This window comes from Enterobacter sp. DC1 (assembly GCF_000568075.1).
In the GTDB taxonomy this organism is placed as follows: Bacteria; Pseudomonadota; Gammaproteobacteria; order Enterobacterales; family Enterobacteriaceae; genus Enterobacter; species Enterobacter asburiae.
Genome location: NZ_AZUA01000001.1, coordinates 939,178 through 962,239, shown reverse-complemented (window position 1 = coordinate 962,239; position 23,062 = coordinate 939,178). Strand labels below are relative to the sequence as shown.

The following is a 23,062-nucleotide window of genomic DNA, read 5'->3' as shown; positions in this document are numbered from 1 at the left end:
CGTATAGACAGGGTCGAGTTAATGCGGACGTTTGTCCGCATTGTGGAGGCCGGTTCCCTCTCTGCGGCGGCGCGGCAGCTGGCCACCACTCAGGCCACGGTAAGCAGACGGTTGCAGTCGCTGGAGACCATGCTGGGCGTACGCCTGATACTGCGCACCACCCACACGACGCGGCTGACGGATGACGGCGAGCGCTGCTATCAGCACGCCCGTCGGGTGATTGACAGCTGGCTGGCGCTGGAAGATGAGGTGGGGCAGACGGAAGATGAGCCCGTAGGCGTGCTGCGGGTGCGGGCACCCCACGCGTTTGGTCAGGACCAGCTTCTGAAACCCGTAACCGAGTTTTTGCAACGCTATCCGCAGCTTTCGATTGAGTGGATGCTCAACGATCGGTCGGCGGACTTCCTCGGCGACAACCTTGACTGTGCGATTCGGGTGGGCGTGGAAGTCGATCCGGCGACCGTGTCCGTGCTGCTGGCCGAAGTGCCGCGCTCGGTGGTGGCTTCACCGGCGCTGCTGGCCCGTTTCCCAACGGTTACCACGCCGGAGGATTTGCAGCAGTTTCCCTGGATAGCGATCAGCTCTTTCTACCAGCGCCATGTGGAGCTTTTTCACGATGCATCACCTGCCACCGCGCGGATTGCTATTACGCCACGGCTGAGCACCGACAGCCTGTATGTCGCACGCAATACGGCGCTCACCGGCCTTGGCGTGGCGGTGGTATCCAGCTGGACGGTACAGGATGATATTCGGGAAGGGCGGCTGGTGCATTTGCTGCCAGACTGGCAGCCAGCGGCGTTACCGGTGCATCTGGTTTATCCATGGTCCCGTTATTATCCGGCACGCTTGCGGCGTTTTCTGGAGTTGATGCGGCAGGTCATGCCGGAGGTCACCGGGATGAGAAAGCCCGTACAGCAGCCATAAAAAAAGCCGACCCTAAGGTCGGCTTTTTACTTTCAGCGTCGTTATTCGACAGACTGCGGACGCGTTGCCGGTGCAGTCGCCTGATGCGTTGCACTGTGGCCGCCTGCAGCGCCTTTACCGTCAAAGCTGAACGCCGGGCGTACCCAGTCACTGTGACGCGGGGCTTCTGGCACGTAATCCGGCGCCGGGGCGCGCGTCATTGGTGCTGTCGCCACGTGGGCTGCGGCTGGTGCAGAAACAACCGGCTCAGGTTTCACCTCAGGCGCTTTCGCTTCTTCGACAACCGGTTCAACCTGAATCTCAACGTCCTGAACGACTTCTTCAGCGGTGGTTTCAACCAGGGTTTCAGCGGTGTCTTCCGCTGCAGCTACAGGTTCAGCCTCTTCAGCCACTTCCTCAGCTACCACGGCATCTTCTTCGGCGATAAGCTGCGGTGCGGCATCAACCGGCGCGGCAATCACTTCTGGATGGGTGGTTTCCACTTTCACTGCGTGAGGTGCTTCAGCTTCAACAACCTGAGGTTCAACCACGGTTGCCGCTTCAGTCACGACAGCTTCTACCGCGGCTGCCGGTGCAATCACCTCTTCGGTTACAGGCTGTTCTTCAACAACCTGCTCCGGGCGAGCAACCGGGTAGCGGATCCAGACTTTGCCGGATGCCATTTCTGGCGAAGCACAGGCAATGGTCAGCGGCATTGGCGACTGAGTTGGGTAACGCTCGTCACGATAGCGACGACGGCGCTGGCCGCTGACGCGCAGATGACGTGGAGAACGGCGTGAACGGCGCGGCATACCGGCGTTATCACGGTTTTCACCGTTATCATCCTGCTCAACGTTGTTTTCAACGACCGCTGGCAGATCAACTTTCGCCAGCTGCGTACCGGTTGCGATCTCGCTGGTTTCAAGCGCGATAGCGCCTGACTCTTCGGTTGCTTCAGAGGCGAAGCGAACTTTCTGAGCAAGCTGGCGCTGCTTACGACGCGGCATTACCTGAGTGCGTTCTTCCTGCTCGCCGTCCTGCTGTTCAACAGGCTCTTCGCGGTTCAGGTTTTTGACTTCCTGCTGTGCCTGACGCTTCTCATCGTTACGACGACGGCTGCGTTCACGGCGCGGCTGCTGGTCGTCACGCTGTTTGCTCTTCTCAGACTCATCGCCCGCCTGCTGGCGAATTTCACGATCTTCAACATTCGGCTGTTGTTTCTCGCGACGGTTGCGACGGTTGTCTTCGCGTTGCTCACGGCCTTCGCCATTCTCAGAGCGGTTGTCACGGTTGTCACGACGCTCGCTGCGGTCATTACGGTCGCTGCGGTCGTTACGATCGCGGCGGTTGTTTTGACGTTTGCGACGGTCCTGCTGACGCTCTGGCTTGGCTGCTTTTGGCTCTTCTTTCGGCTGTTCCGGCTGAACTTCTTCTTCAGCAAACATCTTCTTCAGCGCACCAAAGAAGCGGCTCAGCAGACCCGGCTGTGCCGGCTGGGCTTTCGCTACCGCTGCTTCTGGTTTCTGCGCTGCAGGTTTGGCAGCAGGTTTTTCCAGAGCTGCTTCCGGTGGCGCTTCCGGCATGATGAAGGTCGCTAACGCAGGCTGCTCTGGCAGTTTGCGCTCGGCTGGCTCTTCATCGGAAGGCAGGGACATCTCTTCTTCATGCAGCTTCGGCAGCAGGTAGCTGAGGGTGGTCGTCTCTTCGCCCTTACGCACACGCAGCACGTGATAGTGTGGGGTCTGCATCTGGTCGTTTGGCACGATGATGCAGCGAACGCCGCCCTGACGCGCTTCAATCGCGCTTACCGCTGCACGTTTTTCGTTTAGCAGGTAAGAGGCAACGGGCACCGGCACAATGGCATGAACCTCTTTGGTGTTCTCTTTCAGCGCTTCTTCTTCAATCAGACGCAGGATAGAGAGGGACAGAGATTCGTTATCACGCACGGTACCGGTGCCGGAGCAGCGCGGACAAACGTGATGGCTGGACTCGCCGAGAGACGGGCTCAGACGCTGACGGGACATCTCCAGCAGGCCAAAGCGTGAGATATGGCTAATCTGGATACGCGCCCTGTCCTGACGCACCGCTTCGCGCAGACGGTTTTCAACCGCACGCTGGTGGCGTACAGGGGTCATGTCGATGAAGTCGATAACAATCAGACCACCCAGGTCGCGCAGGCGGAGCTGGCGGGCGATTTCATCAGCGGCTTCGAGGTTAGTGTTGTAGGCGGTCTCTTCGATATCGCCACCGCGCGTTGCACGCGCGGAGTTGATGTCGATGGCGGTCAGCGCTTCAGTGGTATCGATAACGATAGAACCGCCGGAAGGCAGGCGCACTTCACGCTGGAAGGCCGACTCAATCTGGGATTCGATCTGATAGTGGCTGAAAAGCGGGATTTCACCAGTGTACAGTTTAATTTTGCTGGTGAAATCCGGACGACCCAGCGCGGCGATGTGCTGGCGCGCCAGCTCAAGCACTTTCGGGTTATCGATCAGAATCTCACCGATGTCCTGACGCAGGTAATCACGGAAGGCACGCACGATAACGTTGCTTTCCTGGTGGATCAGGAACGGAGCAGGGCGGCTTTCCGCAGCTTTCTGGATGGCTTCCCAGTGCTTCAGACGGAAGCTCAGGTCCCACTGCAGCGCTTCGGCTGATTTGCCTACGCCTGCGGTACGCACGATAAGCCCCATGCCATCAGGCAGTTCGAGGCTTGCCAGCGCTTCTTTCAGCTCGGTACGGTCATCACCTTCGATACGGCGAGAGATGCCACCCGCACGCGGGTTGTTAGGCATCAGAACCAGATAGCTCCCTGCCAGGCTGATAAAGGTGGTCAGTGCGGCACCTTTGTTGCCACGCTCTTCTTTATCAATCTGAACGATAACTTCCTGACCTTCACGCAGAACATCTTTGATGTTTGGACGGCCATGGGCGTTGTAGTTTGCAGGGAAATATTCGCGGGCGATTTCTTTCAGAGGGAGGAAACCATGACGCTCAGCACCGTAATCGACAAATGCAGCTTCAAGGCTTGGTTCAATGCGGGTGATTTTACCTTTGTAAATGTTCGCTTTTTTCTGTTCGTGTCCAGGACTTTCGATATCCAGATCGTACAGGCGCTGCCCATCCACAAGGGCGACACGCAACTCTTCTTGCTGAGTTGCGTTGATTAACATTCTTTTCATCGTAACTTACTCGTTATTCTTACATTGACGACAAAGCTGCGGGCAAGGTGACGCTTTCCGGGGTATGAACCGATGGCCTCGTGTCTGTTCACGTCGCCAACCTCACGGTTGTCGCTCGCTTAAGAGGCGCAGAGTGTCGGTTGCCTGTATTTCATACGGAAACACAGCGCAATTATCAGGGGAATTGCCTGGGTAGAACTCTCCAGAGAACAATCCTTATACCGGGAAGTACTGCAACCCGCAGCCCGCTAACTGCCTGAAAGATCAATACGTCTTACGCCATTGCTGCGTGGATGATCGGTCAGACAAAATTGGTCATTCCGTCAACATCCTTACTTAACCAGGATTTAACACGGAAAACAGCCTCATTATTCCACTGCTCGCCGGGTTATAGCAAGATGACTTTTACCAATTATCACCCGGTTACTCACAGTTTCTTCACTTCAGAATGGCGATTGGTTTAATAACCACCAAATCGGTTGCGCGAAACGGGGAGCTGGCCGGATAAAAGTAAATATAAGCATAGAAAAATGAGTGGCGCTAATGGCTGTCGATATTTAGAATCGCCAACCATGAAAACAGAGACTCCAGCCGTAAAAATGGTTGCCATCGCCGAAGATGAAGCGGGGCAACGTATCGATAACTTTTTGCGCACCCAGTTGAAAGGTGTACCAAAGAGCATGATTTACCGCATCCTGCGCAAGGGCGAGGTGCGGGTGAACAAAAAACGCGTGAAGCCCGAGTACAAACTCGAGGCGGGCGATGAAGTACGTATTCCGCCGGTGCGCGTTGCGGAACGTGAAGAAGAGAGCGTTTCACCGAAGCTACAGAAAGTGGCGGCCCTGAGCGATGTGATCCTTTACGAAGATGACCACATTCTGGTGCTCAATAAACCGTCAGGAACAGCTGTTCATGGCGGCAGCGGTCTGAGCTTCGGCGTGATTGAAGGGCTGCGAGCCCTGCGCCCGGAAGCGCGCTTCCTTGAACTGGTGCACCGTCTTGACCGTGATACCTCTGGCGTACTGCTGGTGGCGAAAAAGCGTTCTGCGCTGCGTTCTCTGCATGAACAGCTGCGTGAAAAAGGGATGCAGAAAGATTATCTGGCGCTGGTTCGCGGTCAGTGGCAGTCCCATGTAAAAGTGGTGCAGGCACCGCTGCTGAAGAACATTCTGCAGAGCGGCGAACGTATTGTCCGCGTAAGCCAGGAAGGGAAACCGTCTGAGACGCGCTTTAAAGTTGAAGAGCGCTATGAGTTTGCCACGCTGGTGCGCTGCAGTCCGGTGACCGGTCGTACCCACCAGATCCGCGTGCATACGCAGTTTGCAGGGCACCCAATCGCCTTTGATGACCGCTATGGCGACCGCGAGTTTGATAAGCAGCTGGCAGGGACGGGACTGTCGCGTCTGTTCCTGCATGCGGCAGCGCTGAAGTTTACCCATCCTAATACGGGGGAAGTCATCCGTATTGAAGCGCCGCTGGATGAGCAGCTGAAACGCTGTCTTAAGGTTCTGCGCGGCTAAGGTAAACGCAAAACGGCAACGAATGTTGCCGTTTTTAATGTTTGCTCCCTCTCCCTGTGGGAGAGGGCCGGGGTGAGGGCATAAGGCCGCAGTTTAGTAGGCCCATGCAAGCTAAGCGCCGCTGGGCAAAAGTCACATTGTCAGCGGATTACACTCTTCTCGTCTTAACATCTGACACAGGGCAATCAGCGGTAACCCCACCAGCGTGTTGGGATCGCGTCCGTCCAGCTTGTCGAACAGCGCAATCCCCAATCCTTCACTTTTAAAGCTCCCCGCACAGTTCAGCGGTCGTTCCCGGCGCACATAATCCACGATCTCCTGCTCGCTGAGATGGCGGAAGTGTACGTCGAACGGCTCGCACTCCGTTTGCAGATGACCGGTGGCGGAGTTATAGAGCGCCAGGCCGGTATAAAAGGTCACGATCGTGCCTCGCGCACGCAGGAGCTGCTGGCAGGCGTTCTCCTCCGTATGGGGCTTGCCGGTGATTTCGCCGTCCAGCACGCAAACCTGGTCGGAGCCTATAATCAAATGTGCGGGGTAACGTGCGGCCAGCGACTGCGCTTTCTCCTTAGCAAGACGCATCACCAGATGACGCGGTGACTCGCCCGGCTGTGGCGTCTCATCAACCTCTGGCGCGGCGCATTCAAACGGGATCCCGAGCTTTTCCAGCAGCGTTCGGCGGTAGGGAGAAGTGGAAGCAAGGACGAGATTTGGCATATTTTTATCACCAGATATAGCGTATCGATGCCAGCCATTTTAAACTACAGGCCGCAATGTGTGCGAATAATTGGCAAAAGGCAGCTCTGGTTGCCTTTTTCTTTGACTCTATGACGTTACAAAGTTAATATGCGCGCCCTATGCAAAAGGTAAAATTACCCCTGACTCTTGATCCGGTTCGTACGGCTCAAAAACGCCTCGATTACGAAGGTATCTATACTTCCGATCAGGCTGAGCGTATTGCCGAATCCGTAGTCAGTGTGGACAGTGATGTAGAATGCTCCATGTCGTTCGCTATCGACAACCAGCGTCTCGCCGTTTTAACCGGTGATGCAAAGGTGACGGTAACGCTCGAATGTCAGCGTTGCGGGAAACCGTTTGTGCAGCATGTTCACACAACGTATTGTTTCAGTCCTGTTCGTTCTGACGAACAGGCTGAAGCACTCCCGGAAGCGTATGAGCCGATTGAGGTTAACGAATTCGGTGAAATCGATCTTCTGGCTCTGGTTGAAGATGAAATCATCCTCACCTTGCCAGTAGTTCCGGTGCATGATTCTGAACACTGTGAAGTGTCCGAGGCGGACATGGTCTTTGGGGAACTGCCTGATGAAGCGCAAAAACCAAACCCATTTGCCGTATTAGCCAGCTTAAAGCGTAAGTAATTGAGGAGTAAGGTCCATGGCCGTACAACAGAATAAACCAACCCGTTCCAAACGTGGCATGCGTCGTTCCCATGACGCGCTGACTGCAGTTACCAGCCTGTCTGTAGACAAGACTTCTGGTGAGAAACACCTGCGTCACCACATCACCGCTGACGGTTTCTACCGCGGCCGCAAGGTTATCACTAAGTAATCACGCGCAAGCGTGATTAGGCTTAGTGAGGATTTCCCCGTGCAAACGGGGAATTTACCGAACCAGGCTGCGACGATACCTTGACACGTCTAACCCTGGCGTTAGATGTCATGGGGGGAGATTTTGGCCCTTCCGTGACAGTGCCTGCAGCATTGCAGGCACTGAATTCTAATTCGCAACTCACACTTCTTTTAGTCGGCAATCCCGACACAATCACGCCATTACTCGCAAAAGCTGACTTTGAACAACGTTCGCGTCTGCAGATTATTCCTGCGCAGTCAGTTATTGCCAGTGATGCCCGACCCTCGCAGGCGATTCGCAATAGTCGTGGCAGCTCTATGCGGATAGCGCTGGAGCTGGTGAAAGAAGGGCGAGCTCAGGCTTGCGTCAGCGCGGGGAATACCGGCGCGCTGATGGGCCTCTCGAAATTACTGCTCAAACCTATTGAAGGTATTGAGCGTCCGGCGCTGGTAACGGTGTTACCGCATCAGCAGAAGGGCAAGACGGTGGTGCTCGATTTGGGCGCTAACGTCGACTGTGATAGTACTATGCTGGCTCAGTTTGCCGTGATGGGATCGGTGCTGGCAGAAGAAGTCGTCGGGATCAACACTCCCCGTGTTGCGTTACTGAACATTGGTGAAGAAGAGACCAAAGGCCTGGACAGCATTCGCGAAGCGGCTGAATTGCTCAAACAGGTTCCCTCCATCAACTATATTGGTTATCTCGAAGCCAATGAGTTGTTGACGGGTAAAACGGATGTTCTGGTGTGCGATGGCTTCACCGGAAACGTCACGTTGAAGACCATGGAAGGGGTCGTGCGCATGTTTCTTTCTCTGCTGAAATCTCAGGGAGAAGGCAAAAAAAGCGCCTGGTGGCTAATTTTATTGAAGCGTTGGTTACAAAAGAGCCTGACGCGGCGATTCAGTCACCTCAACCCCGACCAGTATAATGGCGCCTGTCTGTTAGGATTGCGCGGCATCGTGATTAAGAGTCATGGCGCCGCCAATCAGCGAGCATTTGCTGTCGCGATTGAACAGGCAGTGCAGGCGGTGCAGCGACAAGTCCCTCAGCGGATTGCCGCTCGCCTGGAATCTGTATTAGCTAAAAGTGACTGAGCGTACATGTATACGAAGATTTTAGGTACCGGCAGCTACCTGCCAAAACAAGTGCGTACCAACGCCGATCTGGAAAAAATGGTAGATACGTCTGACGAGTGGATTGTCACGCGCACAGGTATCCGTGAACGTCGTATTGCCGCGCCAGACGAAACCGTGTCGACCATGGGTTACGAAGCCGCACAGCGTGCTATCGAAATGGCGGGCATTGATAAAGAACAGATTGGTTTGATCGTGGTCGCCACGACGTCTGCCACGCATGCTTTCCCAAGCGCGGCATGCCAGGTGCAGAATATGCTCGGCATTAAAGGCTGCCCGGCGTTTGACGTCGCTGCCGCGTGCGCAGGCTTCACCTATGCGCTGAGCGTTGCCGATCAGTACGTGAAATCCGGTGCCGTTAAATATGCGCTGGTGATCGGTGCTGACGTGCTGGCGCGCACCTGCGATCCAACCGATCGCGGAACGATCATTATTTTTGGTGATGGTGCGGGCGCGGTGCTGCTGGGGCAGTCCGAAGAGCCGGGTATCATCTCTACGCATCTGCATGCTGATGGCAGCTATGGCGAACTGTTGACTCTGCCTAACGCCGATCGCGTTAATCCGGACAACTCGATTTTCCTGACTATGGCAGGCAACGAGGTGTTCAAGGTGGCGGTAACCGAGCTTGCACACATCGTTGATGAAACGCTGGAAGCGAATAACCTTGAGCGCTCCGCGCTTGACTGGCTGGTGCCGCATCAGGCGAACCTGCGTATCATCAGCGCCACCGCGAAAAAGCTGGGCATGTCGATGGATAACGTTGTGGTGACGCTGGATCGTCACGGCAACACCTCTGCGGCGTCGGTACCGTGCGCATTTGATGAAGCGGTACGCGATGGACGAATCAAACGGGGCCAGCTGGTCTTGCTTGAAGCCTTCGGTGGCGGGTTCACCTGGGGTTCCGCGCTGGTTCGTTTCTAGTATAAGGAATAAAAAATGACGCAATTTGCTTTTGTGTTCCCGGGCCAGGGCTCTCAAACCGTTGGGATGTTGTCTGAAATGGCAGCAAACTACCCGGTAATTGAAGAGACTTTCCGTGAAGCTTCTGATGCACTGGGTTATGATTTATGGGCGCTGACCCAGCAGGGGCCGGCCGAAGAACTGAACAAAACCTGGCAGACCCAGCCAGCGCTGCTGACCGCGTCCGTTGCGCTGTGGCGCGTCTGGCAGCAGCAGGGCGGTAAAGCGCCAGCGCTGCTCGCGGGTCATAGCCTGGGTGAATACTCTGCGCTGGTGTGTGCCGGCGTGATCGCGTTTGCTGACGCGGTACGTCTGGTGGAACTGCGCGGTAAGTTCATGCAGGAAGCGGTGCCGGAAGGCACGGGCGGCATGTCTGCCATCATCGGTCTGGATGACGCTGTAATTGCAAAAGCGTGTGAAGAATCTGCTGAAGGCCAGGTTGTCTCTCCGGTAAACTTCAACTCGCCGGGCCAGGTGGTTATTGCCGGTCATAAAGAAGCGGTTGAACGTGCGGGTGCGGCCTGTAAAGCAGCCGGTGCTAAACGTGCGCTGCCGCTGCCGGTCAGCGTGCCGTCTCACTGTGCGCTGATGAAGCCTGCTGCTGAGAAACTGGCGGTTGAGCTGGAAAAAATTACGTTTAACGCACCGACGATTTCCGTTGTGAACAACGTCGATGTGAAATGCGAAACCACGCCGGAAGCTATCCGTGACGCACTGGTTCGCCAGCTCTACAGCCCGGTACAGTGGACCAAAACCGTTGAGTTTATGGCAGCGGAGGGCGTTGAGCATCTTTATGAAGTCGGCCCAGGTAAAGTCCTCACCGGTCTGACAAAACGTATTGTTGACACCCTGACAGCCTCGGCGATTAACGAGCCGGAAGCGATGTCAGCGGCACTCTCGCAATAAAAGAGGAATACCATGAGTTTTGAAGGAAAAATCGCCCTGGTCACTGGCGCAAGCCGCGGTATCGGGCGTGCAATTGCTGAAACACTGGTGGCGCGCGGCGCGAAGGTGATTGGTACAGCAACCAGCGAGAATGGCGCTCAGGCCATCAGCGAGTATCTGGGTGCAAACGGTAAAGGTCTGGTACTGAATGTGACCGAACCTGCATCTATCGAATCTGTTCTGGAAAATATTCGCGCAGAGTTTGGTGAAGTGGATATTCTGGTAAACAATGCCGGGATCACTCGCGATAACCTGTTAATGCGAATGAAAGACGACGAGTGGAACGATATCATCGAAACCAACCTGTCATCTGTATTCCGTCTGTCAAAAGCGGTAATGCGCGCTATGATGAAAAAGCGTCATGGTCGTATTATCACTGTCGGTTCTGTGGTTGGTACCATGGGAAATGCTGGTCAGGCTAACTACGCTGCGGCGAAAGCAGGTCTGATTGGTTTCAGTAAGTCGCTGGCGCGTGAAGTTGCGTCCCGCGGTATTACGGTAAACGTTGTTGCTCCGGGCTTTATTGAAACGGACATGACGCGTGCGCTGACTGATGAGCAGCGTGCGGGTACGCTGGCGGCAGTTCCGGCGGGTCGTCTTGGCGACCCTAAAGAAATCGCCAGCGCGGTTGCATTTTTAGCCTCTGACGAAGCGGGTTACATCACTGGTGAGACCCTCCACGTCAACGGCGGGATGTATATGGTTTAACCACGATGAAAAATATTTGCGTTATTAGGGCGAATGGCCTCAAAATAACGTAAAATCGTGGTACGAACTGCCGGGATTTAGTTGCAAATTTTTCAACATTTTATACACTACGAAAACCATCGCGAAAGCGAGTTTTGATAGGAAATTTAAGAGTATGAGCACTATCGAAGAACGCGTTAAGAAAATTATCGGCGAACAGCTGGGCGTTAAGCAGGAAGAAGTTGTGAACTCCGCTTCCTTCGTTGAAGACCTGGGCGCAGATTCTCTTGACACCGTTGAGCTGGTAATGGCTCTGGAAGAAGAGTTTGATACTGAGATTCCGGACGAAGAAGCTGAGAAGATCACCACCGTTCAGGCTGCCATTGATTACATCAACGGTCACCAGGCGTAAGTGAACATCTCCAGGCGGTCATTCGACCGCCTGAGTTTTATCTTTTTTATTCCCACGAATCTCTTTTTTTATCCCTCCCTGGAGGACAAACGTGTCTAAGCGTCGTGTAGTTGTGACCGGACTTGGCATGTTGTCTCCTGTCGGCAATACCGTAGAGTCCACCTGGAAAGCTCTCCTTGCCGGTCAGAGCGGCATCAGCCTAATCGACCATTTCGATACTAGCGCCTATGCAACGAAATTTGCTGGCTTAGTAAAGGATTTTAACTGTGAAGAGATCATCTCGCGCAAAGAACAGCGCAAGATGGATGCCTTCATTCAATATGGAATTGTCGCTGGCGTTCAGGCCATGCAGGATTCTGGCCTTGAGATTACGGAAGAGAACGCAACCCGTATCGGCGCCGCTATCGGCTCCGGGATTGGCGGTCTTGGCCTGATCGAGGAAAACCATACATCTCTGATGAATGGCGGCCCGCGTAAGATCAGCCCGTTCTTCGTTCCGTCCACGATTGTTAATATGGTGGCGGGTCACCTGACCATCATGTTCGGCCTGCGTGGGCCAAGCATTTCTATCGCGACCGCCTGTACGTCTGGCGTACATAACATCGGCCAGGCCGCGCGCATTATTGCGTACGGCGATGCAGATGCTATGGTTGCGGGCGGTGCTGAAAAAGCCAGTACACCTCTGGGTGTCGGCGGTTTCGGTGCGGCGCGTGCGCTGTCTACCCGCAATGATAACCCGCAGGCGGCGAGCCGTCCGTGGGATAAAGACCGTGACGGCTTTGTGCTGGGCGACGGGGCGGGCATGATCGTACTGGAAGAGTACGAGCACGCGAAAAAACGCGGCGCGAAAATTTATGCTGAAATCGTTGGTTTCGGCATGAGCAGCGATGCTTATCACATGACGTCTCCTCCTGAGAACGGCGCGGGTGCTGCGCTGGCGATGGAAAACGCGATTCGTGATGCGGGTATTACCCCAGCACAAATTGGCTACGTGAACGCGCACGGTACTTCTACACCTGCAGGCGATAAAGCTGAAGCTCAGGCGGTTAAGTCTATCTTCGGCGAATCTGCCAGCCGCGTAATGGTGAGCTCCACCAAGTCCATGACCGGTCACCTGTTGGGTGCGGCGGGTGCGGTAGAGTCAATCTACTCCATCCTTGCGCTGCGCGATCAGGCTGTTCCGCCAACCATCAACCTGGATAACCCGGATGAAGGTTGCGATCTGGACTTCGTTCCTCACGAAGCGCGTCAGGTTAGCGGTATGGAGTACACCCTGTGTAACTCCTTCGGCTTCGGCGGCACCAACGGTTCTCTGATCTTCAAAAAGATCTGATCCTGACGTCCCGATAGCATTTAAAAAGGTCCGCTTGCCGGGCCTTTTTTATTAAGCCTAATCTTCTTGTCGGCTGCATGACATCCTGCCAGACTAATTGCCCACGCATAAGGAGCCACCATGTTTTTAATCAATGGCCTTGAGCAGGACACGCTGCCTGCCAGCGACAGGGCGATACAGTTCGGTGATGGTTGCTTTACGACGGCGCGCATTCTGGACGGTGATGTCTGCCTGCTGGAGGCGCACATTCGACGCCTGCAGCATGGCTGTGAAAAGCTCATGATCCCCTTTACGCACTGGGACACGTTGCGCCAGGAAATGTGCCAGCTGGCAATCGGGAAGGACAGCGGGGTACTCAAAGTCATCATCAGCCGCGGCAGTGGTGGCCGGGGTTACAGCGCCGCATCGTGTATCAACCCTACGCGTATCCTCTCCGTTTCTGCTTATCCCGCGCATTACTCTCGCTGGCGAGAAGACGGCGTCACGCTGACGCTGAGCCCGGTACGACTGGGACGAAACCCGATGCTTGCCGGTCTTAAGCATCTCAACCGCCTCGAGCAGGTGCTCATTCGTACTCATCTTGAACAGACGGACGCCGATGAGGCGCTGGTTCTTGACAGCGAAGGGTTCATTACGGAATGCTGTGCGGCTAATTTACTCTGGCGGCAGGGGGAAGAGGTGTTCACCCCGTCGCTGGAGCACGCTGGCGTAAATGGGTTAATGCGTCAGTTTTGTCTGCAACAGCTGGCACGCTCTGGCTTTCGCGTTGTCGAAGTTAGCGCAGGAGAAGCCGCGCTACGGACTGCCGATGAAGTCATCATCTGCAATGCGCTGATGCCTGTTGTACCCGTCCGTGCGTATGGCCAACAACGCTGGTCTTCGCGCGAGCTGTTTCAGTTTTTAGCCCCGATATGTGAGCAAACCAGATAGTCATGAAAAAAATGTTGCGCTTTGTCCTTATCCTCATCGTTGCGCTGGGCGTCGCTGGCGGAGCTGGCGTATGGAAAGTTCGCCAGCTGGCGGACAGCAAGATCCTGGTTAAAGACGAAACGATCTTTACCCTGAAAGCGGGAACCGGCCGTCAGGCGCTGGGGGAACAGCTCTATGGCGACAAGATTATCAATCGTCCACGGGTATTCCAGTGGCTATTGCGCGTGGAGCCTGAGCTGTCACATTTTAAAGCCGGTACCTATCGCTTTACGCCGGGAATGACGGTCAGAGAGATGCTGCAGCTGCTGGAAAGCGGTAAAGAAGCCCAGTTTCCCCTGCGGTTTGTGGAAGGGATGCGCCTGAGTGATTACCTCAAACAGCTGCGTGATGCGCCTTATATCAAACATACGTTAAAAGACGATAGCTATCAGACGGTGGCTGACGTACTGAAGCTTGAACATCCGGAATGGGTTGAAGGCTGGTTCTGGCCTGACACCTGGATGTACACGGCAGGCACGACCGATGTTGCCATCCTGAAGAGGGCGCACAAAAAAATGGTCGCCGCCGTGGATGCCGCCTGGGAAGGGCGAATGGAAGGGTTGCCTTACAGCGATAAGAATCAGTTTGTGACCATGGCCTCGATTATCGAGAAAGAGACAGCCGTTGCCGCCGAGCGCGATCGGGTGGCGTCAGTCTTTATCAACCGTCTGCGCATCGGCATGCGTCTGCAAACCGACCCTACCGTTATCTACGGCATGGGTGAGAGCTATACCGGCAAGATCTCAAGAAAAGATCTGGAGACGCCAACGGCGTATAATACCTACGTGATTAGCGGTTTACCGCCGGGCCCGATCGCCACGCCGAGCGAAGCGTCGCTCAAAGCCGCCGCGCATCCGGCTAAAACACCGTATCTCTATTTTGTGGCTGATGGAAAAGGGGGGCATACCTTTAACACCAACCTTGCCAGCCACAATCGCTCTGTTCAGGACTATCTGAAGGCACTAAAGGAAAAAAATGCGCAGTAAATACATTGTCATTGAGGGACTCGAAGGGGCGGGTAAAACCACTGCCCGCAACGTGGTGGTGGATACGCTCAACGCGCTTGGCGTGGCGGACATGGTATTTACCCGAGAGCCGGGCGGCACGCAGCTGGCTGAAAAGCTGCGCAGCCTGGTGCTGGATATCAAATCCGTCGGCGACGAAGTTATCACTGACAAAGCCGAAGTGCTGATGTTCTACGCGGCGCGCGTTCAGCTGGTTGAGACGGTGATCAAACCCGCCCTGGCCGAGGGCAAGTGGGTGATCGGCGACCGTCACGATCTGTCGACTCAGGCGTATCAGGGCGGAGGTCGCGGCATCGACCAGACAATGCTCGCAACGCTGCGTAATGCCGTATTGGGTGATTTTCGCCCCGACCTGACGCTTTATCTGGATGTGACCCCGGAAGTGGGTCTCAAACGTGCCCGCGCGCGCGGCGAGCTGGACCGCATTGAACAAGAGTCGTTTGATTTCTTTAACCGCACCCGTGCGCGCTATCTTGAGCTGGCCGCACAGGACAGCTCAATTTGTACCATCGATGCGACGCAGTCCCTGGACGACGTCACGCGCGACATTCAGCACACCATTACGCAGTGGGTGCAGGAGCAGCAGGCATGAAATGGTATCCATGGTTGCGCCCACACTTTGAACAGCTGATCGGCAGCTATCAGGCGGGTCGGGGGCATCATGCGTTACTGATTCAGGCATTGCCAGGAATGGGTGATGATGCGTTGATTTATGCCATCACCCGTTTTCTGATGTGTCAGCAGCCGGAAGGGCACAAGAGCTGTGGTAAATGCCGTGGCTGTCAGCTGATGCAGGCAGGCACGCATCCTGACTACTACACCCTTGAGCCTGAGAAGGGTAAAAGCGCCCTCGGTATCGATGCCGTGCGTGAAGTCAGTGAAAAATTGTATGAACACGCGCGACTGGGCGGTGCAAAAGTGGTCTGGCTTAAAGACGCTACGCTGCTCACCGAGGCGGCCGCTAACGCTCTGCTCAAAACCCTGGAAGAGCCGCCGGTAAAAACGTGGTTTTTCCTCTCATGCCGTGACCCGGGACGATTGCTGGCGACGTTGCGCAGCCGTTGTCGTCTTCATCACCTGGCGGTGCCCCAGGAATCGTGGGCGCTGAGCTGGCTGGAGCGTGAGGTGACAACGTCACCTGAGAGCGCGCTGTCCGCCTTGCGCCTGAGCAGCGGCGCGCCCGCGGCGGCGCTGGCACTACTGCATCCTGACGTCTGGTCAGAGCGAGAAACGCTCTGCCGGGCCGTGGATGCGTCGCTGAACAGCCACGACTGGCTAAGTTTACTGCCTGCGCTTAACAGCGATCGGGCCGTTGAGCGTCTGCACTGGCTGGCCTCCTTGCTGCTGGATGCGCTCAAAATCCAGCAAGGGGCAACGCTGCTGACTAACCCGGACGCGTTGCCGCTGGTGAATACGCTGGCGAACCGCCTCTCAGGGACGGTTCTTCACGCGATGCTCCATGAAATTTGCCAGAGCCGTGAACAGCTTTTAACCGTGACGGGTCTTAATCGCGAGCTTTTACTGACCGACCAGTTACTGCGTATCGAACATTACCTGCAACCCGGCGTCACACCGCCAGTTTCCCATCTCTGAGAGAGACATTATGTTTTTAGTCGACTCACACTGCCATCTTGATGGCCTGGATTATCAATCCCTGCATATAAACGTGGATGACGTGCTGGCAAAAGCCGCTGCCCGCGATGTGAAATTCTGTCTTGCGGTGGCGACGACGCTGCCGGGCTATCGCTCCATGCGTGAGCTGGTGGGCGTTCGCGATAACGTGGTGTTCTCCTGCGGCGTGCATCCGTTGAATCAGGACGAGGCGTACGACGTTGAGGATCTGCGCCGACTGGCGGCAGAAGAGGGCGTGGTGGCGATGGGCGAGACCGGGCTGGACTATTTTTACACGCCGGAAACCAAACCGCGCCAACAGGAGTCCTTCCGCAACCATATTCGCATTGGCCGGGAGCTGAACAAGCCGGTTATCGTCCACACCCGCGACGCGCGTGCGGATACCCTGGCGATCCTCCGGGAAGAAAACGTGACGGATTGCGGTGGCGTACTACACTGTTTCACAGAAGACAGAGAAACGGCGGGTAAGCTGCTTGATTTGGGGTTTTATATCTCGTTTTCGGGGATCGTGACGTTCCGTAACGCTGAGCAGCTGCGTGATGCTGCACGTTATGTTCCGCTCGATCGCATTCTGGTTGAGACGGATTCTCCGTACCTGGCACCGGTACCGCATCGCGGTAAAGAGAACCAGCCCGCTATGACGAGAGATGTGGCTGAGTACATGGCCGTTCTGAAGGGCGTCAGCATCGATGAGCTGGCCCGTGTGACGACGGAAAACTTCTCCACGCTGTTCCATATCGACCCCGCCCGCCTGCAATCTGTCTGATACACCTGTTTTTTTTAGGCTCGTAATTAATAAGTAAAGCGAGTAAAGTTCACCGCCTCATTTGGGGCGGTGAGGGTGTTTTTAGACACATCCGGACATGCTTTTTGTAAATAACTGAAAGTTTTTCGACCGCCTTAAGCTGAAACGTGATAGCCGTCAAACAAACTCAGAGGGAATTATTTTACTCTGTGTAATAAATAAAGGGCGCTTAGATGTCCTGTCCACGGCACGGTACTCCCCCCGGGCCAATGCGTGAAAGCGTAAAAAAAGCACAAATACTCAGGAGCACTCTCAATTATGTTTAAGAATGCATTTGCTAACCTGCAAAAGGTCGGTAAATCGCTGATGCTGCCAGTATCCGTACTGCCTATCGCAGGTATCCTGCTGGGTGTCGGTTCTGCTAACTTCAGCTGGCTGCCAGCCGTAGTGTCCCACGTGATGGCCGAAGCAGGCGGTTCTGTCTTTGCTAACATGCCACTGATCTTCGCGATCGGTGTGGCTCTGGGCTTCACCAATAACGACGGCGTTTCTGCGCTGGCTGCAGTGGTTGCCTACGGCATTATGGTGAAAACCATGGCTGTGGTTGCGCCGCTGGTTCTGCATTTACCGGCAGAAGAGATCGCCGCGAAACACCTGGCGGACACCGGTGTTCTGGGCGGTATCATCTCCGGTGCGATTGCAGCGTATATGTTTAACCGCTTCTATCGCATCAAGCTGCCTGAGTATCTGGGCTTCTTCGCGGGCAAGCGTTTCGTTCCGATCATCTCTGGTCTGGCAGCGATTTTCACTGGCGTGATCCTGTCCTTCATCTGGCCACCAATTGGCTCTGCTATCCAGACCTTCTCTCAGTGGGCTGCTTACCAGAACCCGGTTGTGGCGTTTGGTATCTACGGCTTCATCGAGCGTTGCCTGGTGCCATTCGGTCTGCACCACATCTGGAACGTTCCATTCCAGATGCAGATTGGTGAATTCACCAACGCAGCAGGTCAGGTATTCCACGGCGATATCCCACGTTATATGGCGGGCGACCCAACTGCAGGTAAACTGTCTGGTGGCTTCCTGTTCAAAATGTACGGTCTGCCGGCAGCGGCGATTGCTATCTGGCACTCTGCTAAGCCAGAGAACCGTGCAAAAGTGGGCGGTATCATGATCTCCGCAGCGCTGACCTCGTTCCTGACCGGTATCACCGAGCCGATCGAGTTCTCCTTCATGTTCGTTGCGCCGATCCTGTACGTTATCCACGCGATTCTGGCGGGCCTGGCGTTCCCAATCTGTATCCTGCTGGGTATGCGTGACGGTACGTCCTTCTCTCACGGTCTGATCGACTTCATCGTTCTGTCCGGTAACAGCAGCAAACTGTGGCTGTTCCCAATCGTGGGTGCGTGCTATGCCGTTGTTTACTACACCATCTTCCGCGTGCTGATTAAAGCACTGGACCTGAAAACTCCGGGTCGTGAAGATGCGACAGAAGACAGCAAAGCTGGTGCTACCAGCGAAATGGCTCCGGCACTGGTCGCAGCGTTCGGCGGTAAAGAGAACATCACTAACCTGGACGCGTGCATCACTCGTCTGCGTGTGAGCGTTGCCGACGTAGCGAAAGTAGACCAGCCGGGTCTGAAAAAACTGGGCGCAGCGGGCGTAGTTGTTGCAGGTTCTGGTGTACAGGCAATCTTCGGTACCAAATCCGATAACCTGAAAACCGAAATGGATGAGTACATCCGCAGCAACTAAGTTGTGACCTGGGGAGACTAAGGCAGCCGAATGGCTGCCTTTTTTATTTGTGTCTTAAAAAACGCCACTGAGACGCGAGAGCGGTCACTCTTCAGTCAGCTGATGAACATTCAGGAAAGAAATCGAGGGAGGAGGTTGAAAGGACAGGAGAAACTCGCTCATACTCTTGAATTGTGTCACACACCGATCCCGGGAGTGTGTTTACAGCGGACGCATTGCGCCAGATTAAACAAAAAAGGAAAAGGTCATGGCTGAAGAAACGATTTTCAGTAAAATTATCCGCCGCGAAATCCCGTCGGATATCGTCTATCAGGATGAACTGGTGACGGCTTTCCGGGACATTTCCCCTCAGGCCCCGACGCACATCCTTATCATTCCCAATATTCTGATTCCGACTGTAAACGACGTAAAAACCGAGCATGAAGTGGCATTAGGTCGTATGCTGACGGTGGCCGCGAAAATCGCTGAACAGGAAGGGATTGCAGAAGACGGTTACCGTCTGATCATGAACTGCAACCGTCATGGTGGCCAGGAAGTTTATCATGTTCATATGCATCTGCTGGGTGGACGTCCTCTGGGGCCGATGCTGGCACATAAAGGTCTTTGACATGCTGAAAGGGCGTATTGCAGCGCTGATAATGGCGATGATGATTATGGGGTGCAGCTCGCGTCCGGCGATCCCCGTGAATGATGAACAGACGCTGGTCATGGAATCTTCCGTGCTTGCCGCGGGCATCACGGCGCAACAGCCCGCGTTGACCATCAGTGAAATCAACTCATCTGCCTCCTCTACGCTCTTTAATGAAAGACATGAACCAGTGACGGTCCGCTACCGTTTTTTCTGGTATGACGTAAGAGGTCTTGAAATGCATCCGCTGGAGGCGCCGCGCAGCGTCACCATTCCGGCCAGGTCGTCGGTAACGCTCTATGGCAGCGCCAACTATCTGGGTGCGCATAAGGTGAGACTTTATCTTTATCTCTGAGGGGTGAACCTTGATTAAAAATTTGAGCCGCTATGCGCTCGTGACAGCTTTCGCTCTGTTTCTCGCAGGGTGTGTGACCCGAACTGAACAGCCTGCGCCTGTGGAAGAGGCTAAACCGGGTACTGAACAGCCGACGACGCCAACGCAGCAGCAGCCAACCGTGCCGTCTGTACCGTCTATTCCGGCGCAGCCAGGCCCGATTGAACATCCGGACCAGACGTCACAGCCCACGCCGCGCGTGCGCCATTACGACTGGAACGGGGCAATGCAGCCGATGGTAGGCAAAATGCTGCAGGCGCAGGGCGTGACGGCGGGCAGCGTGTTGCTGGTCGACAGCGTGAACAACCGTACCAACGGTTCGCTGAACGCGGGCGAAGCGACGGAAACCCTGCGCAATGCTCTGGCTAACAACGGCAAGTTTACGCTGGTCTCGGCTCAGCAGCTCGCGGTCGCCAAACAGCAGCTGGGCCTGTCGCCGCAGGATAGCCTCGGTACCCGCAGCAAGGCGATCGGCATTGCCCGTAACGTTGGCGCACAGTATGTGTTGTACTCTAACGCCACCGGTAACGTGAATACCCCAGCCCTGCAGATGCAGCTGATGCTGGTTCAGACAGGCGAAATTATCTGGTCAGGTAAAGGTGCGGTTACGCAACAATGACAGCACGCGTGAAGAGATTCTGACGCGCTATTTTCCTCAGTACCGCCTTATCGCGCCGCAGGCCCATTCCGGGCTTGGCGGCGCGAGTTGCATTATAGAGCAGGGCGAACGACGTCTGGTCTTGCGGCAAAATCACGACCCCTTTGCTCCTGCCTCCCATTTTCGTCGTCAGTTTCGTGCCCTGAGACGTCTTCCGTCAGATCTCGTACCTGCCCCTCGTTTTTTCAGACAGGGCTGGATGGCCGTCGACTATCTGAACGGTGACGTTAAAAGCGCGCTACCGGACACGCCGGAGCTTGCGACGATGCTGTATCATCTGCACCGGCAGCCACGTCTGGGGTGGCGAATTACGTTATTCCCGCTGCTTGAGCATTACTGGCAGCAAGCCCTGCCGGACAGGCGTACTCCAGTGTGGCTGGCACGTCTTAAGCGGCTGCGTAAAACGGGCGAGCCGCAGCCGATTCGGCTCGCGCCGCTGCACATGGATGTTCATGCCGGGAATATTGTTCATACGCCAGCGGGCATCAGGCTTATCGACTGGGAGTATGCCGGAGATGGCGATGTGGCGCTGGAGCTGGCGGCAGTCTGGACGGAGAGTGACGCCGCGCGGCAGATGCTCATCAGGGAGTACGCCCGGGTGGCACATATTGACCCCGACGCGCTGAGGCGTCAGGTCAGACGCTGGCGACCCTGGGTCATCATGTTAATGGCTGGCTGGTTTGAAATGCGCTATCGGCAGTCCAGAGACAAACAATTTATTGCGCTGGCAGACGATGCCTGGCGTCAGTTACAAACTAAAGGATAAGAGAGGTGGATGTGGGTCCAGTCATGTTGGATGTTGAAGGGTTTGAGCTGGATGCGGAGGAGCGTGAAATTCTGGCGCATCCGCTGGTGGGGGGCCTGATCCTGTTTACCCGCAACTATCACGATCCGGCGCAGCTGCGTGAGCTGGTGCGTCAGATCCGCGCCGCATCGCGTAACCATCTGGTGGTGGCCGTCGATCAGGAAGGCGGACGCGTGCAGCGTTTTCGCGACGGTTTTACCCGTCTCCCGGCAGCCCAGTCATTTGCCGCGCTGCTCGGCACGGAAGAAGGTGGAAAACTGGCGCAGGAGGCCGGCTGGCTGATGGCCAGCGAAATGATTGCCATGGATATCGACATCAGCTTTGCCCCGGTGCTGGATGTAGGGCATATCAGCGCTGCCATTGGCGAGCGCTCATACCATGAAGACCCGCGTATTGCGCTGGCAATGGCCACCCGGTTCATCGACGGCATGCACGATGCCGGGATGAAAACCACCGGGAAACACTTCCCGGGGCACGGGGCGGTGACGGCGGATTCCCACAAAGAGACCCCGCGCGATCCGCGCCCGGAAGCGGAAATCCGCGCCAAAGATATGTCGGTTTTCCAGTCGCTTATTACCGATAACAAGCTGGATGCCATTATGCCCGCGCACGTCATTTACAGCGACGTCGACCCGCGTCCGGCGAGCGGTTCTCCGCACTGGCTGAAAACCGTTCTGCGTCAGGAACTCGGTTTCAACGGCGTGATTTTCTCTGACGATTTATCGATGGAAGGGGCCGCGATTATGGGCAGCTACGCTGAACGCGGTCAGGCATCGCTGGATGCAGGTTGCGATATGATCCTGGTCTGCAATAATCGTAAAGGTGCCGTTAGCGTGCTGAATAACCTGTCGCCGATCAATGCAGAGCGTGTTACACAATTGTATCATAAAGGTTCATTTAGCCGTCAGGAGCTGATGGATTCGGCGCGCTGGAAGACGGTCAACGCCCGGCTTGAAGACCTGAATGAGCGCTGGCAGGCACATAAAGCCAGCCTGTAAACCCTCCCGGAAGGCGTAGCGTGGTGAGAAGACGATGATCATCTATTTACACGGTTTTGACTCAAACAGTCCTGGTAATCATGAGAAGGTGCTGCAGCTGCAGTTTATCGATCCGGATGTACGGTTGATCAGCTACAGCACGCGCCATCCGAAGCATGATATGCAGCATCTGCTTAAAGAGGTGGATAAGATGTTGCAGCTCAACGTCGACGATCGCCCGTTGATCTGCGGCGTGGGGCTGGGCGGCTACTGGGCGGAGCGTATTGGCTTCCTGTGCGACATTCGCCAGGTGGTGTTCAATCCTAACCTGTTCCCGAACGAGAACATGGAAGGCAAAATTGACCGCCCGGAAGAGTATGTCGATATTGCGACCAAGTGCGTCAGCAATTTTCGTGAGAAAAACCGCGACCGCTGCCTGGTGATCCTTTCCCGTAATGATGAAGCGCTCAACAGCCATCGGGCAGCAGAACTGCTGCATCATTACTATGAGATCGTCTGGGACGAAGAACAGACCCACAAGTTCAAAAACATCTCCCCGCATCTGCAGCGTATCAAAGCGTTTAAAACGCTGGGTTAATCAATTACCCGCAAGCATCAAAGCCCGGCCGCGAAAGCGCACCGGGCTTTCTTTTTGACCAGAATTGTCTACTTTTAAGCCATCAAAACTTGATGCATATCAATTTTGGTATGACCAATGCGCCTGACGTGGTATTCTCAATGCACCTGAATGGTTTCAGTGCTGTAACCTGTTGTTAATTAAGGGTTATTTTTATAACTTTTAATTAACAATT

At 55.3% G+C, this 23,062-nt stretch carries 24 protein-coding genes; 22 read left to right on the top strand and 2 right to left on the bottom strand.

Features of this window, described 5'->3' with window-relative positions; genetic code table 11:
- The first annotated feature begins 21 nt into the window (after positions 1 to 21).
- Positions 22 to 924, top strand: coding sequence for a LysR family transcriptional regulator (locus P346_RS16850; protein WP_075204843.1), 903 nt, complete (start codon positions 22 to 24; stop codon positions 922 to 924).
- 41 nt (positions 925 to 965) lie between these two features.
- Here P346_RS16850 and rne read toward each other — a convergent pair whose 3' ends face one another.
- Positions 966 to 4,085 carry a ribonuclease E gene (gene rne, locus P346_RS16855; RefSeq protein ID WP_032658020.1) on the bottom strand — a complete coding sequence of 1,040 codons (3,120 nt, stop codon included), beginning with the start codon at positions 4,083 to 4,085 and terminating at the stop codon, positions 966 to 968.
- Positions 4,086 to 4,657: 572 nt separating this feature from the next.
- On the opposite strand from rne, the gene rluC reads away from it, so the two are divergent.
- Positions 4,658 to 5,605: a 23S rRNA pseudouridine(955/2504/2580) synthase RluC gene (gene rluC / locus P346_RS16860; RefSeq protein WP_166770058.1), complete on the top strand. Its 948-nt coding sequence runs from the start codon at positions 4,658 to 4,660 to the stop codon at positions 5,603 to 5,605.
- Positions 5,606 to 5,737: 132 nt separating this feature from the next.
- On the opposite strand, the gene P346_RS16865 is transcribed toward rluC, so the two are convergent.
- Positions 5,738 to 6,322, bottom strand: coding sequence for a Maf family protein (locus tag P346_RS16865; protein WP_032658016.1), 585 nt, complete (start codon positions 6,320 to 6,322; stop codon positions 5,738 to 5,740).
- Positions 6,323 to 6,462: 140 nt separating this feature from the next.
- Between P346_RS16865 and yceD the strand changes: the two genes are divergently transcribed.
- From yceD to ycfP, 20 genes are all read left to right on the top strand, one after another.
- Complete coding sequence (gene yceD, locus P346_RS16870; RefSeq protein WP_014883375.1) at positions 6,463 to 6,984, top strand: 23S rRNA accumulation protein YceD; 522 nt, start codon at positions 6,463 to 6,465, stop codon at positions 6,982 to 6,984.
- A 16-nt stretch (positions 6,985 to 7,000) separates the two neighbouring features.
- Complete coding sequence (gene rpmF, locus P346_RS16875) at positions 7,001 to 7,174, top strand: 50S ribosomal protein L32 (RefSeq protein ID WP_003857964.1); 174 nt, start codon at positions 7,001 to 7,003, stop codon at positions 7,172 to 7,174.
- 80 nt (positions 7,175 to 7,254) lie between these two features.
- Positions 7,255 to 8,289 (top strand): phosphate acyltransferase PlsX, encoded by a 1,035-nt coding sequence (plsX, locus tag P346_RS16880; RefSeq protein ID WP_059290957.1) that lies wholly within the window; start codon positions 7,255 to 7,257, stop codon positions 8,287 to 8,289.
- Between the two features lie 6 nt (positions 8,290 to 8,295).
- Positions 8,296 to 9,249, top strand: coding sequence for a beta-ketoacyl-ACP synthase III (locus tag P346_RS16885; RefSeq protein ID WP_032658014.1), 954 nt, complete (start codon positions 8,296 to 8,298; stop codon positions 9,247 to 9,249).
- 15 nt (positions 9,250 to 9,264) lie between these two features.
- On the top strand, positions 9,265 to 10,194 hold the full coding sequence (gene fabD / locus P346_RS16890; protein ID WP_032658012.1) for an ACP S-malonyltransferase: 930 nt from the start codon (positions 9,265 to 9,267) through the stop codon (positions 10,192 to 10,194).
- 12 nt (positions 10,195 to 10,206) lie between these two features.
- Complete coding sequence (fabG, locus tag P346_RS16895; RefSeq protein ID WP_008500795.1) at positions 10,207 to 10,941, top strand: 3-oxoacyl-ACP reductase FabG; 735 nt, start codon at positions 10,207 to 10,209, stop codon at positions 10,939 to 10,941.
- A 154-nt stretch (positions 10,942 to 11,095) separates the two neighbouring features.
- The gene (gene acpP, locus P346_RS16900; protein WP_003857954.1) at positions 11,096 to 11,332 is read left to right on the top strand and encodes an acyl carrier protein; all 237 of its coding nucleotides are present in this window, start codon (positions 11,096 to 11,098) and stop codon (positions 11,330 to 11,332) included.
- Between the two features lie 91 nt (positions 11,333 to 11,423).
- On the top strand, positions 11,424 to 12,665 hold the full coding sequence (fabF, locus tag P346_RS16905; RefSeq protein ID WP_023335279.1) for a beta-ketoacyl-ACP synthase II: 1,242 nt from the start codon (positions 11,424 to 11,426) through the stop codon (positions 12,663 to 12,665).
- A gap of 120 nt (positions 12,666 to 12,785) precedes the next feature.
- Positions 12,786 to 13,595, top strand: coding sequence for an aminodeoxychorismate lyase (gene pabC / locus P346_RS16910; protein WP_032658010.1), 810 nt, complete (start codon positions 12,786 to 12,788; stop codon positions 13,593 to 13,595).
- 2 nt (positions 13,596 to 13,597) lie between these two features.
- The gene (gene yceG, locus P346_RS16915; protein WP_032658008.1) at positions 13,598 to 14,620 is read left to right on the top strand and encodes a cell division protein YceG; all 1,023 of its coding nucleotides are present in this window, start codon (positions 13,598 to 13,600) and stop codon (positions 14,618 to 14,620) included.
- Positions 14,610 to 15,251, top strand: coding sequence for a dTMP kinase (gene tmk / locus P346_RS16920; protein WP_032658006.1), 642 nt, complete (start codon positions 14,610 to 14,612; stop codon positions 15,249 to 15,251). The genes yceG and tmk overlap by 11 nt, the downstream gene beginning before the upstream one ends.
- Positions 15,248 to 16,252, top strand: coding sequence for a DNA polymerase III subunit delta' (gene holB, locus P346_RS16925; RefSeq protein WP_032658004.1), 1,005 nt, complete (start codon positions 15,248 to 15,250; stop codon positions 16,250 to 16,252). The genes tmk and holB overlap by 4 nt, the downstream gene beginning before the upstream one ends.
- A 10-nt stretch (positions 16,253 to 16,262) precedes the next feature.
- Positions 16,263 to 17,057: a metal-dependent hydrolase gene (locus tag P346_RS16930; protein ID WP_032658003.1), complete on the top strand. Its 795-nt coding sequence runs from the start codon at positions 16,263 to 16,265 to the stop codon at positions 17,055 to 17,057.
- A 297-nt stretch (positions 17,058 to 17,354) separates the two neighbouring features.
- A complete protein-coding gene (ptsG, locus tag P346_RS16935) occupies positions 17,355 to 18,788 on the top strand; it encodes a PTS glucose transporter subunit IIBC (protein WP_023311158.1) in 1,434 nt (477 codons plus the stop codon).
- Between the two features lie 247 nt (positions 18,789 to 19,035).
- Positions 19,036 to 19,395, top strand: a complete 360-nt coding sequence (gene hinT, locus P346_RS16940; RefSeq protein ID WP_032658001.1) for a purine nucleoside phosphoramidase — start codon at positions 19,036 to 19,038, stop codon at positions 19,393 to 19,395.
- Position 19,396: 1 nt separating this feature from the next.
- Entirely contained in the window at positions 19,397 to 19,771 is a 375-nt protein-coding gene (locus tag P346_RS16945; protein WP_032657999.1) for a YcfL family protein, read from the top strand.
- A 13-nt stretch (positions 19,772 to 19,784) separates the two neighbouring features.
- A complete protein-coding gene (gene lpoB, locus P346_RS16950) occupies positions 19,785 to 20,429 on the top strand; it encodes a penicillin-binding protein activator LpoB (RefSeq protein ID WP_198886010.1) in 645 nt (214 codons plus the stop codon).
- The gene (gene thiK, locus P346_RS0121475; RefSeq protein ID WP_032657995.1) at positions 20,410 to 21,234 is read left to right on the top strand and encodes a thiamine kinase; all 825 of its coding nucleotides are present in this window, start codon (positions 20,410 to 20,412) and stop codon (positions 21,232 to 21,234) included. The genes lpoB and thiK overlap by 20 nt, the downstream gene beginning before the upstream one ends.
- 11 nt (positions 21,235 to 21,245) lie before the next feature.
- On the top strand, positions 21,246 to 22,271 hold the full coding sequence (gene nagZ, locus P346_RS16955) for a beta-N-acetylhexosaminidase (RefSeq protein ID WP_032658331.1): 1,026 nt from the start codon (positions 21,246 to 21,248) through the stop codon (positions 22,269 to 22,271).
- Positions 22,272 to 22,305: 34 nt separating this feature from the next.
- Complete coding sequence (gene ycfP / locus P346_RS16960; RefSeq protein ID WP_008500781.1) at positions 22,306 to 22,848, top strand: alpha/beta hydrolase YcfP; 543 nt, start codon at positions 22,306 to 22,308, stop codon at positions 22,846 to 22,848.
- Positions 22,849 to 23,062 lie beyond the last annotated feature (214 nt).

What these genes read in the sequence shown, in the direction of transcription:
- P346_RS16850 (WP_075204843.1), top strand. Translation starts at nt 22, where the DNA reads ATGCGGACGTTTGTCCGCATTGTGGAGGCCGGTTCCCTCTCTGCGGCG.
- rne (WP_032658020.1), bottom strand. Translation starts at nt 4,085, where the DNA reads ATGAAAAGAATGTTAATCAACGCAACTCAGCAAGAAGAGTTGCGTGTC.
- rluC (WP_166770058.1), top strand. Translation starts at nt 4,658, where the DNA reads ATGAAAACAGAGACTCCAGCCGTAAAAATGGTTGCCATCGCCGAAGAT.
- P346_RS16865 (WP_032658016.1), bottom strand. Translation starts at nt 6,322, where the DNA reads ATGCCAAATCTCGTCCTTGCTTCCACTTCTCCCTACCGCCGAACGCTG.
- yceD (WP_014883375.1), top strand. Translation starts at nt 6,463, where the DNA reads ATGCAAAAGGTAAAATTACCCCTGACTCTTGATCCGGTTCGTACGGCT.
- rpmF (WP_003857964.1), top strand. Translation starts at nt 7,001, where the DNA reads ATGGCCGTACAACAGAATAAACCAACCCGTTCCAAACGTGGCATGCGT.
- P346_RS16885 (WP_032658014.1), top strand. Translation starts at nt 8,296, where the DNA reads ATGTATACGAAGATTTTAGGTACCGGCAGCTACCTGCCAAAACAAGTG.
- fabD (WP_032658012.1), top strand. Translation starts at nt 9,265, where the DNA reads ATGACGCAATTTGCTTTTGTGTTCCCGGGCCAGGGCTCTCAAACCGTT.
- fabG (WP_008500795.1), top strand. Translation starts at nt 10,207, where the DNA reads ATGAGTTTTGAAGGAAAAATCGCCCTGGTCACTGGCGCAAGCCGCGGT.
- acpP (WP_003857954.1), top strand. Translation starts at nt 11,096, where the DNA reads ATGAGCACTATCGAAGAACGCGTTAAGAAAATTATCGGCGAACAGCTG.
- pabC (WP_032658010.1), top strand. Translation starts at nt 12,786, where the DNA reads ATGTTTTTAATCAATGGCCTTGAGCAGGACACGCTGCCTGCCAGCGAC.
- yceG (WP_032658008.1), top strand. Translation starts at nt 13,598, where the DNA reads ATGAAAAAAATGTTGCGCTTTGTCCTTATCCTCATCGTTGCGCTGGGC.
- tmk (WP_032658006.1), top strand. Translation starts at nt 14,610, where the DNA reads ATGCGCAGTAAATACATTGTCATTGAGGGACTCGAAGGGGCGGGTAAA.
- holB (WP_032658004.1), top strand. Translation starts at nt 15,248, where the DNA reads ATGAAATGGTATCCATGGTTGCGCCCACACTTTGAACAGCTGATCGGC.
- P346_RS16930 (WP_032658003.1), top strand. Translation starts at nt 16,263, where the DNA reads ATGTTTTTAGTCGACTCACACTGCCATCTTGATGGCCTGGATTATCAA.
- ptsG (WP_023311158.1), top strand. Translation starts at nt 17,355, where the DNA reads ATGTTTAAGAATGCATTTGCTAACCTGCAAAAGGTCGGTAAATCGCTG.
- hinT (WP_032658001.1), top strand. Translation starts at nt 19,036, where the DNA reads ATGGCTGAAGAAACGATTTTCAGTAAAATTATCCGCCGCGAAATCCCG.
- P346_RS16945 (WP_032657999.1), top strand. Translation starts at nt 19,397, where the DNA reads ATGCTGAAAGGGCGTATTGCAGCGCTGATAATGGCGATGATGATTATG.
- ycfP (WP_008500781.1), top strand. Translation starts at nt 22,306, where the DNA reads ATGATCATCTATTTACACGGTTTTGACTCAAACAGTCCTGGTAATCAT.